Below are 16,356 nucleotides of genomic sequence, written 5' to 3' on the forward strand. Positions count from 1 at the left end.
TATGTTTATTCATCGCATTTTATTGCTTATGTAACTTACTGATGGTGTAGTAAATATGGATGGCTCTTCTCGCTCAAGTTCATTACAACAAACTCAGCAAAGTCCAAGCTATGAAGACTTTACTTGTGTTGATGCTCCTGAAGATAGCGTAACTGATGAGTTTGTCTTTGTTAATCAGTTTGATTCAAAGCAATGGGTGGGCAAATTATTACCTGATCGCCCTGCTCCACATTCAACGGCGGCCGTTGATCCAACGCTTGCCCCCAAAGCTAAAGAACAAGCAAGAGTAGAGCAACACTACAATACAGCATTAGCCATCAAAAAGTTATTTTCTGAAGAGGAAAAGATTCTTCAACACACCAAACCAAGCTTCAAAGAAAAAGGGTTCGAAATATTAGCAAAAATAGGACTTAAGGAACGTCCCACAAAACCCACAGCAACATTAACAGAACGCGCAGCGAAACAACTTGTCGATCGCGGTGTCATAACCCAAGAGCAAGCCGATGATTATATTCATCTGGATGAAAGCGCCTACAAAATTCAAGTTTTCCACCGCAATTTTGCCCATAGACGTCTCCAAAAAATAAAAGAGCAGCGTACTAATTTGCATAAAAAGCTTGGAACTGTGCAAATGTACTATCAGTCCAAAAAAAATCCCTCAGTGAAAGCGACATATACTTTTGACATAGAAGAAAAACTTCCTCCAGTAAGAACCATTAGTAGCGTACCTGAGTCGCGGCCTTCAGGTGGCTCCAAACGAGTGGATGGAATGGACAGTGAATACATACAATTGACCGACCTTAGTTATTTTCGAAATAAACTTAAGCACCAAACTGAATTAATAAATGTGTATCGGTCACATGCTGAAAACCCCATTATTTGTAAAGCTATGCCAATTGATGAACACAGTACAATTGGCGTTTATGGCGGCCGCGATCTGCACTCGCAACCGCAAATTTTACCTATTGTCTCTTTTTGGGGCATTTGCGAAACCGTTGAGCAGGCTCATTCTCATCAAGAATATTTTAACGATATTAAATCAGCCAATATGGTGCACCGTAGCCATTTGAAAGGGCTTCATAGTGATATTAAACTCGACATGCCACAAGTAAAACTGATTGATTTAGATGAGTACACCACATCAAAAATGGATTTACCTGCCAAAGCCAGTGGTTCTCCATTCTATATTACATCCTCATTATTAGATAAGAAGAAATCAGGGGATCTTGAGGCATGGCAATCTGCCGATAATTATGCACTGTTAATTTCACTAATGGAATCAACGTCAGCAGAAGCCGCTAGGGGCATCAATTTATTTAAAAAACAACATACTCAAAGAGTAAAACGATATAGGCAAGAAATGGTGCCACGAGCCGGCATACTGAGTGCTCAAGATCCAACACCTTTTGTGGCTTGGGCTAAACAATTTGTTCTTCCACAGTATCAAACTCAAGTTATTCAGTTTTTGGTAAACCCAAGCGAGCATCCTTTAGATGAGTCGGTGAAACAAATTATTAATTGGAATGCCGCCTCAACAAAGTAAACATTATTAGGGATGTAAACTTAATAAATGTTAATATCCATTCACTTTGTTACGCTGCCTTGATCCTTACTTTTTATGAATGCACCACTTGATATATTGACTGATATTGAATTAACTCGCTATAGCCGCCAAATATCTATCAAAGCCATTGATATCGAAGGCCAAGAAAAAATCAAACAGGCGCGTGTGCTTATCCTTGGTGTAGGTGGCTTAGGTTGTAGCGCCAGTCAATATCTCGCCGTTGCAGGTGTGGGTCACATCACTATCGTAGATTTTGACACGGTTGAATTATCCAATTTGCAGCGCCAAGTTCTGCATCATGATAAAGATATTGGTAAAGCAAAAGTCGAATCAGCCTTTGAAGCTCTTAAACAGTTAAACCCAAACATTAGTATTAAGTCTATTAATCAAAAATTAAGCAATGAACAGCTATCTGAGTTGGTATCAGACCACCAGCTTGTGATCGATTGCAGCGATAATATTGCAGTAAGACAACAGTTAAACTTAAGTTGTTACCAACATAAAGTGCCTTTGGTTTCTGCAGCCGCAATTCGAATGGAGGGCTTAGTCACGGTATTTGGTTATAGAAGTGGCTCACCATGCTATCAATGTTTCAGCCTGCTGTTTGGTGAGCAGCAACTAAGCTGTGTTGAATCAGGTATTCTTGCTCCAGTTATTGGCGTGATTGGCAGTTTGCAAGCCGTAGAAGCCATCAAAATGATCTGTGGCATTGGAACACCGTTAATTGGTAGAGTGCTCATGTTCGATGCAATGTCGATGGAAATGCGTGAAATGAAATTAAAGCCTCATAACATGTGCGCTATCGAGCATGGCTAATCAATGTGTTGCTAATCCAGTGCGCTGATTAATTAATAATACGAACTACCCATGTTTTGAAATTTATTACTGGTACTTTCTTTTCGAACAATCAACTCCAATATATTTGTTTCACCCACTCGAGTATTTTTAAGTAAGTCTCGAATATAAGGGTCATTGAGCTCTTGCTTTGTAAGCTTATTTACTGAAAGTAAAAGATTTGTCACAATACCAGCTTCTTTCTCAGCGACCGAGTCTGCATGCTGATAAAAGTACCGTCGAGAAATATACTCTGCTAACGAACTACAAGGATATTTTTGCAGATCGTTTTCTCCCAATCTAACGACAGAATCTTCTATTAGCCGCTCATCAACATCATTACTTTCACTCCTGATCCGAGTCACCGAATAACCATTAGCGCTGTATTCACTGTCCATTTTCAAAAAGTAATTCTTATCTGGGAAAACTAAGGCTGGAATTCCTTCGTAAATGACACGAAATTTCCCTTCATGAAGTTGATAGCCTATGATACCTTGATAACCGTAATTACCGGTGCGGTACTCTTCGACCAAAGCCTGTCGAGTCAACCCAGATTGCATGGCTATTTTACTTAACTCTTTTTCACAAAAAGAATTGTACGATTCGGTAGACATTGTACTTGTCCGACTTTTTCGTGTTGCCTGCCTCACTTCATCAACCAAGTTCACAGCCTTTATTCTGGCCAATTCAGGATCACTTTCATCCACGGTAGCATCCCATATAGGTAAACTTTTATCCTTATGATTCAGTACCCAACGATAATAATGCATGTCTTCATAATGCGTAAAAGTCTCACTAAACTTACCTGTATATCGGGAATTTTCAACACTCTTGATTAAGTGAAATCTTTTAATGACATCTGAATGAAATTCGGGCTCACCATGGCAACCCATTAATGCCTCTTCCACCATTAGTATCTACACAGCACGGTCAATATTTAACCACTTGAGCAATGATCATTATTTTTAAGGAACTGATCTAATGATCTGTGATCACAGAATCAAATTTTGCCAATAAAAACAAATTCTATGGACTTGTTCGCTGAAAATAATTTATCTTGCCTACTAGAATCTCGCCTTAAAGAAAGATACCAAATTTTGATTAAAGAGCATCTTAATGTCGCGCCTAAACTTGCTCAAGGCGTAAAAGCATTGTCTCATCATGAAAGTGCATGGTCTAACACTCAAGGCGCTTGGCGATTTTTCTCAAATGATAATGTCACTTTTCCAGCACTTAGTTTGCCTTTGCTTCAATCAGCAAGACAAGAATTAGCATCAAGTCATTCATCGTATGGATTAGTCGCTCATGATTGGTGCAGGAACAATTATCTAAAGCACGACAGCAAATTAGATAAAACCCAGATGTCTCACGAAAAAGATGTAGGATATGAATTATTTGCCTCACTATTGCTAGACTCAGATACTGGCCAACCGATTGCACCACTGGGTTTAGATTTAAAAACCGAAAAAGGCACTTACCGCTGCCGAGATTTTGAATATCAAAAAACTCAACCCCACCTTGAGCAACTTGTAGAACGTATTGAATGGCAAGATAATTTACCATTAGATAAAACACTTGTTCATATTGTTGATAGAGAAGCTGATTCAGCGCAACACCTACGACAGCTAATGGGCACTCAGTGGTTAACGAGAGGGAAGAAAAATTCGACTGTTAAATACGGTGAAGAATTCATTTCACTAGAAAAACTAGCCAACAGAATCGATAGCGATGTACATGGTATTGTCGATTTCAAAGGCAAAGATGCCTATTTATTTGTCGGTGAAGCAGAAGTTATTTTACAGAGAAAATCAGAGGGAGAAGTTAAAAATGCACCTACCGTTCGATTTGTAGTTAGTACCTTATGTAACGATAAAGGCGAACAACTCGCTCAATGGCTATTACTCTCGAATGTAAAAGAAGTCAGCGCGCTTACATTAGGAAATTGGTATTACTGGCGTTGGTCAATTGAGTCTTGGTTCAAGGTACTGAAAGGTCATGGATTTCAACTTGAACACTGGCAACAAGAAACAGCAGACAGAATTTTTAGAAGATTAATAGTCAGTTCAATGGCTTGCGTTTTAGTTTGGAAACTTTACAACGATGAGTCGTCTGGTGCTAAAGAACTAAAAACGTTTATGATAAAGCTCAGTGGTCGACTGACGAAACGAAGTAAGCCCGTTACCCATCCAGCATTATTAGCAGGCTTGTGGGTATTTTTACAGCTCATGGAAATGCTCAATAATTATTCAACAGAAGAAATTGAAATGTACAGAGAATTAGCCAGTTCGTTTTTTGGTCAGCCTGTGTAGATACGAATGCTCTTCCACTGCACGAAGCATGTGTTGCTTTTTAATTTGATAGCCAGAATCATGCTTCCAATCACCATTCCCCGGTTTAAGGCCTTCTTGAACATTTGAACATAATGTGATCATCCTTCCCGGTGATATTGCTGGTAATTTTAGAGACATAAACAACTTTAAAATTATTGTGCGCCTGATTGAATTTTAACTAACAATCAATAAATTATGATTAAATATTATTTATCTATTGGAACTGGAACGTAAAATAATTTTTCCATTTATGAAAGTGAGGAGGGTTGATGTCGGAGAGCAATAAAGATTGAAACTAACTTTTGGACATAAATGAGGTTGCCTAAAGACTCTATAGCCATAAGCTGTGTGTTCAAAAATCATTTAAAATTGCCTTATTTTCCTTTCCAATTCTCTTTTTGTTTCATATTCAGTCTGAAGATCAATGTTCTGATCACATAAATAAAAAATGTTCACCTACTTGACCTAGTTGAATATGCATTATGATTCGCTAACCAAATACTTTTAGCTCTTTCAGAAATTTCTTTTAGGTTAACGTGCCTGAAAGCAGTTTCAACGTCTGTATCTTTTGGGTGTAATTCTTCAAATGTCGAGAAATTTATAATTAATAAATTTAAGTTAAATTTGAGTTGTAGTGAACTTAATGAATCAAAAATTATAATGAGACGGCATTTTTGTTCTGTATTTAAATGTTGAGATATTTTGGGCGTTTCGACTAGGGCAGCACTTATTTTTACAAATATTGTTCTGGCTTCTTTTGATACAAAGCTTACATTTGCATCAGCCAATCTGCTTGTCAAGGTTATGGAAAAGCTAAGAATTTTGCATAACCTAGATATGAAAACATCTGTTATCATTTCGTTGAATTTTACAGAAAAAAGCTGTCTTATGATCTCATGCAGAAAGTCTAAAAGTGACGCCTGATCGTGCTGAGAATATATGAGAAAAGCATATTGTTCCAGCACTTTTATTTCGTTTTCAGTTACTTGATCAGAATTTTGAGCCATTAATTCTATAGTCTCGAACATCATTGGTTTTATTCTTTTAGCACCCTCTTCAACTCTAATATTTAATTCCCTTTTGGTTCGGCTATCTAACGCAGTGTTTGTTTTTGTTTTGCTGAGCGTCTGACTGATTTGTTTCAGTTCTTGCCTCAATGTTTTAGAAATAAAAGTAAATGGTCTAGAGGAGGGCTTTTCACTTAAATTCTGGGCTCTTCTTTTAGCGTGAAGTTTTTCCCTAAGATCGATAAAACCGCCTCTATCTAAGGCATTTTCATAAGGATTAGAATAATATTGAGCCTCTGTTGATGTTGAACTATCACAGCTAACATCCCAATCGCATCGCCTTTTTGGGGAGGGTGTCAACTCTCCATTTTCAATCGAACCTTGGCAATAGGAATGAGCTCTTTGTTTCAACCAATAAGACAAACTTTGATTTGTTTCGCTTTCGTTTATCTTATAGTCTTGCTCATATTCTAAATTTGAAGTAGTTTTTCTTCCTGTTGAAATTCCATTACTGGAATATGGGTTAGCGCTGATACCCGAATACTGAGCGCCTTTTAAAACTGACATCTTGAATGAGAGACTTAACAGATTAAATTGTTTGAGTATTCAATATGAAAGTAAGGATTGGTTCAAATTAATTAATGTTAATAGGTAAGGTTGATATAATTTCTTGACTATAAATTATCTTACAATTTTCTCACTCTAAAAATTCACTTAGTGCCATGGGTGAGTGCTTCTGACAAGGAACGGGGCGGGGCAAAAATGCCCCAGCCGACCAAGCTGCAAGGGTTTGGACACAAGCTTGCCAGCAGCAGTTTTCTGAAGCCTTATGTTTAATTATAACTCAAGTTTCGGAGTTCAAATTCAATAACGAAGCGAGCGTATCTTACTGATATATAAAGAAAAGGTGAAAGTTAATGTGTTATAATCTTGTTGCTTAGACAAAAACTAAAACACACCAACTCTCAGACAAATATTGACATGAAATCACTTTCTCTACCATCACTTACTTCTAATTTTTTACAGCGTTCAGGCATTCACGTTCAGCACATCATGGAAACAGCTTGGTTTTGTTTCAATGTTGACATCTTGTGGCTTCAGCAAACGTTCGGGTATTGAAGCAACCGAAGTCGTTTACTTACTAATGCTTTGGGTTTGGTTGAAGGTTGATACCATATCTATGTTTGCTAAAGAGTCACTACTCAGCTTTTCTTCTGCTAAGAAAGATGTGCTTTATGATTTACTCAGCCGAGAAGACTTGAATTGGAGAAAACTGCAACTTTACACCGCTAAAAAACTCATAAAACAGGAAGGCAAGAGTAAAGTCAGAGCTTTTGTTGTCGATGATTCAGTAAAGCAACGTCGTGGTAAGAAAATGCCCGGTGTATCCAGTCACTTCGACCATTTGACAGGGCGTTATGTTATGGGACAGCAAGTACTGAGTTTTGGCTACGCTTCTGATAGTCAATTTGTCCCACTGGATAATGAACTCTTCATCAGTCAAACCAAAGCACAATCTCTAACCCGTAAATTTAAAGATGAGCGCTCAATAGTCGCTAAACGTTACAAGCAATCTGTGGCTCAAACTAAGCCTGCTATAGTTGCAGGTATGGTTAAACGTGCGCTGGGAGTAGGTATTGAAGCTGATTATTTTCTTGCAGACTCTTGGTTTGCCACCAAGCCTATTATCAGCATGACGCTTGAGCATGATTTGACGGCTATTCTCCGAATGAAAAAAAAAAACAAAATGAAGTACCGCTTAGCGGATAAATCAGAGTGCAGTGCCGCCGAACTATTCAAAACCCAAGTAAAAGGCCGATGGCAAAAACTAGCAGGGTTGCCTTATCAAACAAAGTCCATTGTCGTTGAGTTGAATCTAGCAGAAACGGCAAAGCTTGAGCCGAATTGAATTAAGGTTAAACTCGTCTTTTGTCGAGGTGTTAATCCTGATAAGAAAAAAGCAGGTAAACACGATTGGGCATTATTTTTAAGTACGGACGCTTCGCTAAGCGATGAAAAAATTCTTGAGATTTACGCTTTGCGTTGGGGAATTGAAGTGTACTTCAAGGAAGCCAAACAACATCTTGGCTTTTTGAGTGAGCAAAGTCGTCATTACAGTGCTTATATTGCTTCAATTCATCTAACAGGGTTGAGGTTTTGCTTGCTTCTGCATGCGAAGCAAAATGATGAAAACAGCAAAGTTTGTGACTCAAGTGTAGTGAAGTAATAAAGATTCATACTGGGCAATAAAGTATCATACCAAGTAATAAAGTATCATACTGTATAAGCTGTAATATGATGTTTCCTAGCTCATTTTTGCCCCAAACCGTGTTTAAATGGCTGTTAGTTACCAAGTGTAGATTGCTGATTTTATCGACTATAACGATAGTTGATGAATTATCTCGAAAAGAGTTTTAGTCAAAATTACTAATTATTAACTTCTGAAAAATAGTCATTTTTAGCTAAAATATGAGAATACTCCATGCTGGTCGTTTGGTTTGAAGTGGTTTTAAGATCTTAGCTCTGAAAACCACTAAGTATTTATTAAAGAGGTTTTATTTAACTCTATACGCCACTGGGCCATCAGTTAACATATCAATCATGATTTTAGTCAAATAAATTTGACCTGCTACACCTACAGATACTGCATACTTCCCTAATTCGTATGCAGAAGTCATTTTTGGGTTTGAACCAAAACAACTCGACATTAAGTTGAAAACTCCCGCTCCAACTACTACACCCAAAGGACTTCCCCCAGTAACAGCGAACCCCAAGAGAGCAGCTGGTGCTGTTTTCTTTGCATTTTCCAACGAAAAGAATGAGTAGTTATTTTGAGTTGTTGTAATGGTTGGATTACTAGGTAGAGCTGCCATAAATATTTCCGAAATATAGAGTGTAAGAAATCAATTGTAACCCCCTCGACCAATTGATTTTATGAATTTTATTTAACCAAAATAAAATTGTTCCGTGATGTAGATAGTTCAGTTAAAAGAGGGCGTTTGACCTAAAGCAACAAGATTCGCACATATCTTTGACACTCTTATTGCATTTATCTTTCTGGGATTCAAATCCAGTGGTATGAAAACGTATATTAAGAGGTAGATCTAACGTCTAAAAACTCGATTTGTAGACAACTCTGTCTCGTAAATGTCCAAAAGTGTGCTTCGTTCGGTATGATTCTTTATTACTTCATTTTTCTTGTAGAAATGCCTTTAACAGCGAATTAGTATGAAAATATTACCAGACTACATTAAACCTCTAAAAAGGAATATAAATGATAGGGATAACGTTTAAAACACCTCAGCATTTCGGGACTACCGTTCATTTTAAGATTGGTGAGGATGAGCCTGATACTCCGTTAGATTGTTATTGCGAAGCGGTTTTCAGTGATGCCGTATTGGGAGATGAAATGTCTCAAGCATTAGATGGTCAAGCTTTAAACCACCACTATATGCACCACCACAGAAAAGGTGAGCCGATATTCACATTGCCAGACTCATTCATTCGAGAAGTAGAACGTATGGGATATGTTGTTGAAAAAAACTCAGCTTACATTAAAGCTGAATTAGAAGAACAGTATGAAGATGATGAGGCCACTTGCTAGCAGATTAAAAATTTTACTGATTGATGCTTCCTGAGTAAAGATCATCCACAGGGAACAGAAACCCTGTAGTACTGTAGTGAGGTAATAAGTATATACCTATTGTCGGTGGACAATAAAGTGTAAAAACCAACATTAATGATTGAAACTAACACAATAAAGTTTGAAACTTTTTGGCTGTTTAAGCTGGTAATCTCCTTTTTTCTATCCAGCTTTTGCCCCATTCCTTGTTTCACAAGGTAATTAATTGCAATACTTTTTATACTAAATATCTGATGTAATAATCTTCAATCGATTATCTTCCTTAAGGGATGCTGCGACTTAGGTTATACCGACGTATAATCCAAACAGAGTAATTTACGGTTGCAGCCAAATGTCTACTTCAATTTACCTTTCTAGTGAGTCCAAAAGGATAATTAAACTTGCATCCAGTAAACTTCATGGGATGGAGAAAAGAGTTTTTATGGCCGAAGTATCCAAAACCTTCTGCTGTGGGAGTCCACGCTTAACTGAAACAGAATTTGGCTGGTGTCGAAAGGCTGTTGCGCTTGGGCTTCATGAACAAGAAACGGGCTTCGAGTGTTTCGGAAACTATGACGGAAAACCTCGAAGTGAAGTGAGTCAGCCTCAATTAGAAATAGATATTAGAGCGTTAGTAGATCCTGAATCGCAAGCCGACCCGAAGTTTAAAAATACGTTTGTGTATACCCGAATTACAGCGAAAGGCGTCAGAAAAAAGTTAATTGAAGAAAAAGGCTGGCTACCTGAAGAATTACCTAAAGAAAGAACCATTAACGACATATTAAATCGACTGGGATACAGACTTCGACGAGTCCAAAAAACTAAACCCCAAAAAAAATTCCTCAAACAGACGCTATCTTTGAAAACGTAAACAAAATCAATAAAGAAACAACCGGTAATAAAAAAGTCATCCGTATTAGTATCGACTGTAAAGCGACAGTTAATGTTGGTGAGTATTCCCGTTACGGTAAATCTCGTAGTGCTGATGCTGTTCAAGCGTTGGATCATGATATGGAAATAAAAAAGAAAATGATCCCGTTCGGAATTCTTAACCTCGACAATGATCAACTTCATGTTTTTTATGGCAACTCAAATAAAACAAGTGACTTCATTTGTGACGCACTTGAATGGTGGTGGGATTCAGTTAAAAGTGAAAATCTAGAAGTGGAAGAACTCATTATTTTTTCAGATAATGGTCCTGAAAATAGTGGCTGTCGTACTCAATACCTGTTTAGATTAGTAGCGTTTAGTGAACAATCGAAACTCAAGATTCGAAACGTCTACTACCCGCCATACCACAGTAAGTACAACCCGATAGAACGAGTCTGGTCATCGTTAGAGAGGCATTGGAATGGCACATTACTGAGTACAGCCAAAACGGTAATAGAATGGACAAAAACAATGACATGGAAAGCGATGAGCCCAGTAGTCAATTTAATTGATAAAATTTACTCAAAAGGAGTCAAGCTCAATAACAAAGAAAAAGAAGAGCTGGAAAGTAAAATAGTCAGAAATAGTGAATTACCAAAGTGGGATCTTACAATCACTCCAATTGCGGTAGATTTTTAAATGCTAGATCCCTAAGTCAAAAAGCGACACAAAGACATTTCTTTAAATAATGAATATTTTAGTAGCAATCAAAATTAGAATTTGATCTTTACACAAATAGATAATTTTAATTCAAACTAATCTTGATTTCAAAATGATTAAATTTTATATATTAACTGTTCAGTTTGTATTAAGAAGTTTAGTGTTTAACTGAGTTAAAGTTTGAACGATTTTTCATCTGAAACTGTAAATAGTTTCAAGTCAGACGTTTGGAGTTTGTATGTTTGAGGCAAAGTTAAATACTTATCAGCAAGTTGGTTTGAGCTTTGATAATCTCAACAATAAATACGGAGAAGAAAGTTTAATTGCTGCCTGCCGAGAAGGTAATTTACAATCTGTTAAATGGCATTTAGCACATGGACAAAAAGTCAATTATTTGTATCAAAATAAGCATGTACCTAGCTGTTTTTTTCTTACCCCTAATCAAATTTCTCCATTATGTTTGGCGGCAATTAAAGGTCATGCGCACGTTGTCAAATATTTAGTTGTAGATCAAAATGCAGATGTAAATTTTCTTTCTTCAGAAAATGTTTCTCCTTTATATGGTGCTTGCAGATCTGGTAAATCGCTAAAAATTGTAATTTTCTTATTAGAAAAAGGGGCAAATCCTAGACAGGAGAGAGAATTGGATGATAGTTCTCAAGGCATAAATATACTAACAGCAGCTGAAAAAGGAGGGAATAATCAAATTGTAAAGTTTCTGAAAGAGGCTATTCAATCCTAGTTTAGTTGATTGAAGTATTATACATCACCTATTTAAAGCTCAAAATCAATTATTAAATTTTCTAATAAAACTAATTGATGTGGAATCGAAGCCAAACACATTTTTGTCCAATAACGTGTTTCGTTCGGTATGATTCTTTATTACTTCATTTTTCTAGTCAAAATGCCTTTAAGAGCAAATCAGTATGAAACTTAAGCTTTTGATAGCTCAAGTTTCAACGTATTAATCAGCTCTACAGAGTAATCGAGGATGAATCTTTATTGCCCGACTACATCAAGGAACCTACTTTGCGACAGTCTACAAAATTTAGATTTTGCTTGTAAATTATGGGGCTTATTTAAGGCTTTGATCAGCGATGCAGTTTCTAGTATTTCTTCGTTACCAACAACAGAAAGCGAAATCATACTGAATAAAATCAACGAAGAAGTGACCTCGTTTTTTAATCAAGTTATGTAAATGGATACTTTTACATTACGCCAAGAGGCTATTTCTACTGGAAAGTACCCATGATTTTAGCTAAAAATGAACTCCGAAACTTGAGTTATAATATCTTTAGTATCTTACTGTAATTTTTTAGCAACAAAGTTTTCAACTTTAGATTTATCTGAATACGTGGCGATAACAGGATAGTCAAACTCTTTTAATGTCACTGGACATTGTTTTATTCGCTCCAAAATAACTTTATTAGTCTCTGTTTTCTGCCCACTAAAAAATTTAAGGAGAACTTCAATTAATCCCCATTGAGTATGCTCATCAACTTCAAAATGCCAGTGAGCTTCCAAACTATTCCCATCAGGTATGAACTTGTGCATAGTTGGTTTATGTCTACTATCACAGCCATTAAAAATTTTGTTTCCTGCTATTGGAATACTGCCTATATTATCCTTATTAATACAATAAGGATCATAAATGTAAGCTGTAACAAAAGCTGATGTTACTAACTTTCTTTCAAAAGGAACTCCAGTAAGGCTTTGGTATTCTGATTCAGAAAATGTGAGTCCGTGTAATATACTAGTTGAAAGAGGAAAATGGTAAGTGAAGCACTTTGATCTAATAGTTACTTTTTCTCTAGAGACATCAGCTGGTTGTATATAACAGGAAGTGCCTGATCTTAAACTAGAATCTACAGTGCTATTTTTGAAGTTACATAACAAAGAGCAAGCCATGCTTTTCCTACTTTTGTACTCTAAAACTCATCAATGAGGATGTAAGCCATTAATATTGTATTGCTTCATCACCGTATAAAAAATGAGATGAAATTGATTTAATTTAAATTTCCATTATTTTTTTATTCAAATCAACTTTATTGTGTTTGTGTTTGTGTTCAGCTTACATACAGCATACTATTGAAATTATTTTATTCTTAAATTTCTAGAAACTATCGATGAGTTACCTGAAGTTAATAAATTACAACAGAATCAATTATCATAAACTTTGCCGGTGTTGTTTAACTGCGTCAAGATACCTCTCTTCAGCCTCCGCTGTATTAGAGAATAAAGACAATAAAAGCCCACATTGATGAGAGGTGAGTCCTGATAAACTTTTCAAATTTTGAACTTCACGTTTTTGAAGTTTAAGATTGCTCCTTTGCATATATGCCATTCTATTCCCTCTAACTCTACCGTCACGGATCATCGCCGCAGTAGTGAACATATTCAAAGTTTGTTTTATTACCATCTTAGTAATAATTTCTCGATCAGCTCGACTACTTATTTGCAATGTCAAAGTAACTGAATTGGTTGTACTGGACGCCAAATCATCTTGTTTTTCTACAACCCTTATCATTGAAAGTGTCGCCCCAGAATTGTCGCAACATGTTGAAATTTCATCATATTTAAGTTGTGCGTGAAACGAAGAAGAAATAATAACAACCAAATCAGTAGAATTAAGTTTCATTTTTTGAAGCTGTTCCGTTAACCCAACATTTTCAGTGGTATTAAATGCAGATTTAAATGTCATATCACCATCAGGAATAAGTCCAGTTACTGTCAGTTCTTCAACACCAAAAGTGGGAGGACATTCAGAAGCATCAATAATTCCTAATCGACCACAAGCATCATTACCTATATAAACTATTTTACCATTATTTTTCAGTGCATTAGCACCAAAAAGGATGAGTTTTTCCATTTCAGTGTTAAATAGCTTAGACCTAAGAGTTTGTTGTTCAAGCAAGGTCAGCAAACATTGCAATGAATTAAGATCATTAAATTCTTCATTATCAATATTAAGCGCAATTAAACTTAAAATGAAAAGTTGAGCACTCCCAGACTTCATTCGCGTGCTACCAGTAATAAACTCAGCCCCCACAGGAACTTCAACAGACAGGTCAGCAAACTTCATAATTTTTGAATCTTTGTTACAGGAAATTGATGCCGTTTTGAAACCCAAGCTTTGTGAAATACATAGGCCTCCAAGCACGAATGGAGAACTTCCCGAAGCAGACAACCCAACAATTATGTCTTTATTATTCGGTTGATATTCTTCTAATGCGAGCCATGCTGCAGTATATTGATCTTCTGCACCCTTTTGACATTTAAAAATGGCATCTTTCCCACCAGCAGGTATTGCTATAATACTGCTCGGCTTATAGCTTGAACATTCAGCGGCTAATCGACCACTTGTACCTGCTCCTAAAATAAAAATGCGTCCTCCATTTTGAATAACCTGCTTTGTAACCGTTATTAATTTCAATATGGAGTCAAGATGCGGTAATAGGATTGAAGCCAATGTATGATAAGTTTCAATCATTCCATCAAGTAACTCTTTCACCTCCATTGTGTCTAACGCCTTACCATTTAGCTCTTTTTCTGTTTCTAGTACCTCACAACGAGATTTAGGAGAAGTTAAATAGGCTTCAGGTATCACCGCTTCCATGCCCACAATGTTAGACATACTCGTTGCTCTTTTGAATTCTAATTTACTTTTGTGATTAACCTTCTTCGGCAAACCATTTAAATCATCAACAGTTGAAGTTACGAACCTAGTATCAGATTTTAATTCCCCCAAAATAACACCTGGTGATATCTTAAGCTCGGTAATGAGTGATTGCAGGGCTACTGGGATATGTTTCAAAACATTCGATGGATGAATACTTGTCTTTAAACAAAGTGAAGCTGGTAGATTATGAAATGCTGCTTGTTGAGCATGATATTTACCAGAATAATGATGATTAACCTTAAATTCATAGCCACTAAAACTAGAAAATAATGTCTTGCTTAAATCATCATTTACCAAAGGTGAAATCGTTTCGTGTAGCAGATGAGCAGAAATGGCTGCCATACTTATAAGTGACCTACTTAAATAAAACAAAGGGTTACATTATCAAATGTTAGTAAAGCAGGTACAAGGCCACTTAATTAAAGTTATGTAATCTTAATCAAAATTTAATCGCTGTGGATTTAATTCATCGCTCCTCGCTCCTTAGGGCGAACTATCCTCTTTCGTGTATCTTGACGATACCCTGCTGCTTGCGGCGGGGTCACTCATACGCTAAATATTTTTGTTAATTAAATAAATTTAATTTGTATCACTTCATTTTTCACCACAAAATAGCAAGCAACTAGTTACTTTTTAAAGAGAATAATTGAGTTTTCCTCTTATAAGCGATTCCAGTGCTACTTTTTCTCTACAGGCTTTTAGTCAGGCAGGTATAACCGATTTAGAATTTAGAAACGGTGATAATGTATACCTTGTATATTTTCGAGCCTGTTCTGATGCATCTGCACATTTACTTTTTCAACTTTCAACTTGGCATCAATGCCATACCCAACTTCGTGGAGAACCCCAATTTCATCAAATGAATAGAGCGTTTGCCCAGACAATGAGACTTGAAAAAGAAGATATCGAATCCTACGACATTATTTGTAGTCCCTTGTTTCATGAACAAGCCGTAAGATTTGCACACTATTTCGCTAAAAATTTATGTGGTGACACTTGGCCAGAATTCGATAATGCAACAGTGTCTAAATTTATTCATGCTCATACTAAGGATGGGAAAAAGTTTCCAATGCCTAAAACGAGTAAACCTATTGTGCATATAAATAGCCGGTTAGCATTGTCTGAAAAATTTCGTGAACTACTGAGCAGTACTGAGAATAATGATATGGCCATTTGGTCATTCGTATGGAGGATTGGTCGGGAAATTATTTATGTTACAAAACCAGATTTTTGTAAAAAAATTGATGAAGATTACAACGTTATTAAATCGATGCGCTGTCATGAGGAATTATCTCAAATTGCAGAAGAAACTACTGAAGGCTGTTTTGGTAATATGCAATTACCTGATAAAAAAGGCTTACTAAACTGCTTAGAAACAAACTATATAATTGATACTTTATGTAGATTACATAAAGGCAAGCGAAATCAGTACTTACACGATTGTTTTTTAAAAAGTGAACCATATATATCAGGTGCATCAGGGATGATGAACTCGTTTAGTGCTATGTTTGAACTAATTGGAATCGATATTGACTCTAAATCAGGAAAAGAATTATATCACTCACTCCAAGCTTTTATTGTTTGCACTGCAATGCATTCAAAATTTGAAGTTGAAACCTCTTACCAGAGAGCTAGAGTGATGTATCATAAACTGCGTGATCAAGACTGAATGATTAATCGGTTTTGCTTGAATAAGGAAAGTTGCGGAAGAAACTATACCGATGAGTTCT

The 16,356-nt window shown here is 36.4% G+C and carries 15 protein-coding genes and 1 pseudogene; 10 read left to right on the forward strand and 6 right to left on the reverse strand.

What is annotated here, in order from left to right:
- Nucleotides 1-55 precede the first annotated feature (55 nt).
- Both E2I05_RS21305 and moeB read left to right on the forward strand, forming a co-directional pair.
- On the forward strand, nucleotides 56-1,543 hold the full coding sequence (locus tag E2I05_RS21305) for a hypothetical protein (RefSeq protein ID WP_121854888.1): 1,488 nt from the start codon (nucleotides 56-58) through the stop codon (nucleotides 1,541-1,543).
- A gap of 75 nt (nucleotides 1,544-1,618) precedes the next feature.
- The gene (gene moeB, locus E2I05_RS21310; protein ID WP_121854889.1) at nucleotides 1,619-2,380 is read left to right on the forward strand and encodes a molybdopterin-synthase adenylyltransferase MoeB; all 762 of its coding nucleotides are present in this window, start codon (nucleotides 1,619-1,621) and stop codon (nucleotides 2,378-2,380) included.
- 32 nt (nucleotides 2,381-2,412) lie between these two features.
- Here moeB and E2I05_RS21315 read toward each other — a convergent pair whose 3' ends face one another.
- Nucleotides 2,413-3,309, reverse strand: coding sequence for a hypothetical protein (locus E2I05_RS21315; RefSeq protein WP_133309838.1), 897 nt, complete (start codon nucleotides 3,307-3,309; stop codon nucleotides 2,413-2,415).
- A 117-nt stretch (nucleotides 3,310-3,426) separates the two neighbouring features.
- Here E2I05_RS21315 and E2I05_RS21320 point away from each other — a divergent pair, with 117 nt between their 5' ends.
- Entirely contained in the window at nucleotides 3,427-4,707 is a 1,281-nt protein-coding gene (locus tag E2I05_RS21320) for a transposase (RefSeq protein WP_121855312.1), read from the forward strand.
- Here the strand turns inward: E2I05_RS21320 and E2I05_RS21325 are convergent.
- A complete protein-coding gene (locus tag E2I05_RS21325) occupies nucleotides 4,675-4,866 on the reverse strand; it encodes a hypothetical protein (RefSeq protein ID WP_133309839.1) in 192 nt (63 codons plus the stop codon). The genes E2I05_RS21320 and E2I05_RS21325 overlap by 33 nt on opposite strands.
- Before the next feature lie 314 nt (nucleotides 4,867-5,180).
- Nucleotides 5,181-6,302 (reverse strand): hypothetical protein, encoded by a 1,122-nt coding sequence (locus E2I05_RS21330; RefSeq protein WP_121855292.1) that lies wholly within the window; start codon nucleotides 6,300-6,302, stop codon nucleotides 5,181-5,183.
- Nucleotides 6,303-6,813: 511 nt separating this feature from the next.
- On the opposite strand from E2I05_RS21330, the gene E2I05_RS22720 reads away from it, so the two are divergent.
- A complete protein-coding gene (locus E2I05_RS22720) occupies nucleotides 6,814-7,644 on the forward strand; it encodes a transposase (protein WP_133309840.1) in 831 nt (276 codons plus the stop codon).
- Nucleotides 7,645-7,962, forward strand: a complete 318-nt coding sequence (locus E2I05_RS21340) for a transposase (protein ID WP_133309864.1) — start codon at nucleotides 7,645-7,647, stop codon at nucleotides 7,960-7,962. It abuts the gene before it with no gap.
- A gap of 328 nt (nucleotides 7,963-8,290) precedes the next feature.
- Here the strand turns inward: E2I05_RS21340 and E2I05_RS21345 are convergent, their stop codons facing one another.
- Complete coding sequence (locus E2I05_RS21345; protein WP_121855298.1) at nucleotides 8,291-8,608, reverse strand: hypothetical protein; 318 nt, start codon at nucleotides 8,606-8,608, stop codon at nucleotides 8,291-8,293.
- Nucleotides 8,609-9,009: 401 nt separating this feature from the next.
- Between E2I05_RS21345 and E2I05_RS21350 the strand changes: the two genes are divergently transcribed.
- The 4 genes and pseudogenes from E2I05_RS21350 to E2I05_RS21370 all read left to right on the forward strand — a co-directional run bounded on the left by E2I05_RS21350 (nucleotide 9,010) and on the right by E2I05_RS21370 (nucleotide 12,145).
- Nucleotides 9,010-9,339, forward strand: a complete 330-nt coding sequence (locus tag E2I05_RS21350; protein WP_121855297.1) for a hypothetical protein — start codon at nucleotides 9,010-9,012, stop codon at nucleotides 9,337-9,339.
- 460 nt (nucleotides 9,340-9,799) lie between these two features.
- A pseudogene (locus tag E2I05_RS22725) lies at nucleotides 9,800-10,926 on the forward strand (ISAzo13 family transposase).
- A 259-nt stretch (nucleotides 10,927-11,185) separates the two neighbouring features.
- Nucleotides 11,186-11,689 carry an ankyrin repeat domain-containing protein gene (locus E2I05_RS21365; RefSeq protein WP_121855147.1) on the forward strand — a complete coding sequence of 168 codons (504 nt, stop codon included), beginning with the start codon at nucleotides 11,186-11,188 and terminating at the stop codon, nucleotides 11,687-11,689.
- 249 nt (nucleotides 11,690-11,938) lie between these two features.
- Nucleotides 11,939-12,145, forward strand: coding sequence for a hypothetical protein (locus E2I05_RS21370; RefSeq protein WP_121855146.1), 207 nt, complete (start codon nucleotides 11,939-11,941; stop codon nucleotides 12,143-12,145).
- 104 nt (nucleotides 12,146-12,249) lie between these two features.
- Here the strand turns inward: E2I05_RS21370 and E2I05_RS21375 are convergent, their stop codons facing one another.
- Together E2I05_RS21375 and E2I05_RS21380 are read right to left on the reverse strand one after the other, a co-directional pair.
- The gene (locus tag E2I05_RS21375) at nucleotides 12,250-12,855 is read right to left on the reverse strand and encodes a hypothetical protein (protein WP_121855145.1); all 606 of its coding nucleotides are present in this window, start codon (nucleotides 12,853-12,855) and stop codon (nucleotides 12,250-12,252) included.
- A 259-nt stretch (nucleotides 12,856-13,114) separates the two neighbouring features.
- Nucleotides 13,115-14,968: an N-acetylmuramic acid 6-phosphate etherase gene (locus E2I05_RS21380; RefSeq protein WP_121855144.1), complete on the reverse strand. Its 1,854-nt coding sequence runs from the start codon at nucleotides 14,966-14,968 to the stop codon at nucleotides 13,115-13,117.
- 304 nt (nucleotides 14,969-15,272) lie between these two features.
- Here E2I05_RS21380 and E2I05_RS21385 point away from each other — a divergent pair, with 304 nt between their 5' ends.
- Nucleotides 15,273-16,295 carry a hypothetical protein gene (locus E2I05_RS21385; RefSeq protein ID WP_121855143.1) on the forward strand — a complete coding sequence of 341 codons (1,023 nt, stop codon included), beginning with the start codon at nucleotides 15,273-15,275 and terminating at the stop codon, nucleotides 16,293-16,295.
- Nucleotides 16,296-16,356 lie beyond the last annotated feature (61 nt).

The sequence above is a fragment of the Parashewanella spongiae genome (genome assembly GCF_004358345.1).
GTDB classification, from domain to species: Bacteria; Pseudomonadota; Gammaproteobacteria; order Enterobacterales; family Shewanellaceae; genus Parashewanella; species Parashewanella spongiae.

What these genes read in the sequence shown, in the direction of transcription:
- E2I05_RS21305 (WP_121854888.1), top strand. Translation starts at nt 56, where the DNA reads ATGGATGGCTCTTCTCGCTCAAGTTCATTACAACAAACTCAGCAAAGT.
- moeB (WP_121854889.1), top strand. Translation starts at nt 1,619, where the DNA reads ATGAATGCACCACTTGATATATTGACTGATATTGAATTAACTCGCTAT.
- E2I05_RS21315 (WP_133309838.1), bottom strand. Translation starts at nt 3,309, where the DNA reads ATGGTGGAAGAGGCATTAATGGGTTGCCATGGTGAGCCCGAATTTCAT.
- E2I05_RS21320 (WP_121855312.1), top strand. Translation starts at nt 3,427, where the DNA reads ATGGACTTGTTCGCTGAAAATAATTTATCTTGCCTACTAGAATCTCGC.
- E2I05_RS21325 (WP_133309839.1), bottom strand. Translation starts at nt 4,866, where the DNA reads ATGTCTCTAAAATTACCAGCAATATCACCGGGAAGGATGATCACATTA.
- E2I05_RS21330 (WP_121855292.1), bottom strand. Translation starts at nt 6,302, where the DNA reads ATGTCAGTTTTAAAAGGCGCTCAGTATTCGGGTATCAGCGCTAACCCA.
- E2I05_RS22720 (WP_133309840.1), top strand. Translation starts at nt 6,814, where the DNA reads ATGTTGACATCTTGTGGCTTCAGCAAACGTTCGGGTATTGAAGCAACC.
- E2I05_RS21345 (WP_121855298.1), bottom strand. Translation starts at nt 8,608, where the DNA reads ATGGCAGCTCTACCTAGTAATCCAACCATTACAACAACTCAAAATAAC.
- E2I05_RS21350 (WP_121855297.1), top strand. Translation starts at nt 9,010, where the DNA reads ATGATAGGGATAACGTTTAAAACACCTCAGCATTTCGGGACTACCGTT.
- E2I05_RS21365 (WP_121855147.1), top strand. Translation starts at nt 11,186, where the DNA reads ATGTTTGAGGCAAAGTTAAATACTTATCAGCAAGTTGGTTTGAGCTTT.
- E2I05_RS21370 (WP_121855146.1), top strand. Translation starts at nt 11,939, where the DNA reads ATGAATCTTTATTGCCCGACTACATCAAGGAACCTACTTTGCGACAGT.
- E2I05_RS21375 (WP_121855145.1), bottom strand. Translation starts at nt 12,855, where the DNA reads ATGGCTTGCTCTTTGTTATGTAACTTCAAAAATAGCACTGTAGATTCT.
- E2I05_RS21380 (WP_121855144.1), bottom strand. Translation starts at nt 14,968, where the DNA reads ATGGCAGCCATTTCTGCTCATCTGCTACACGAAACGATTTCACCTTTG.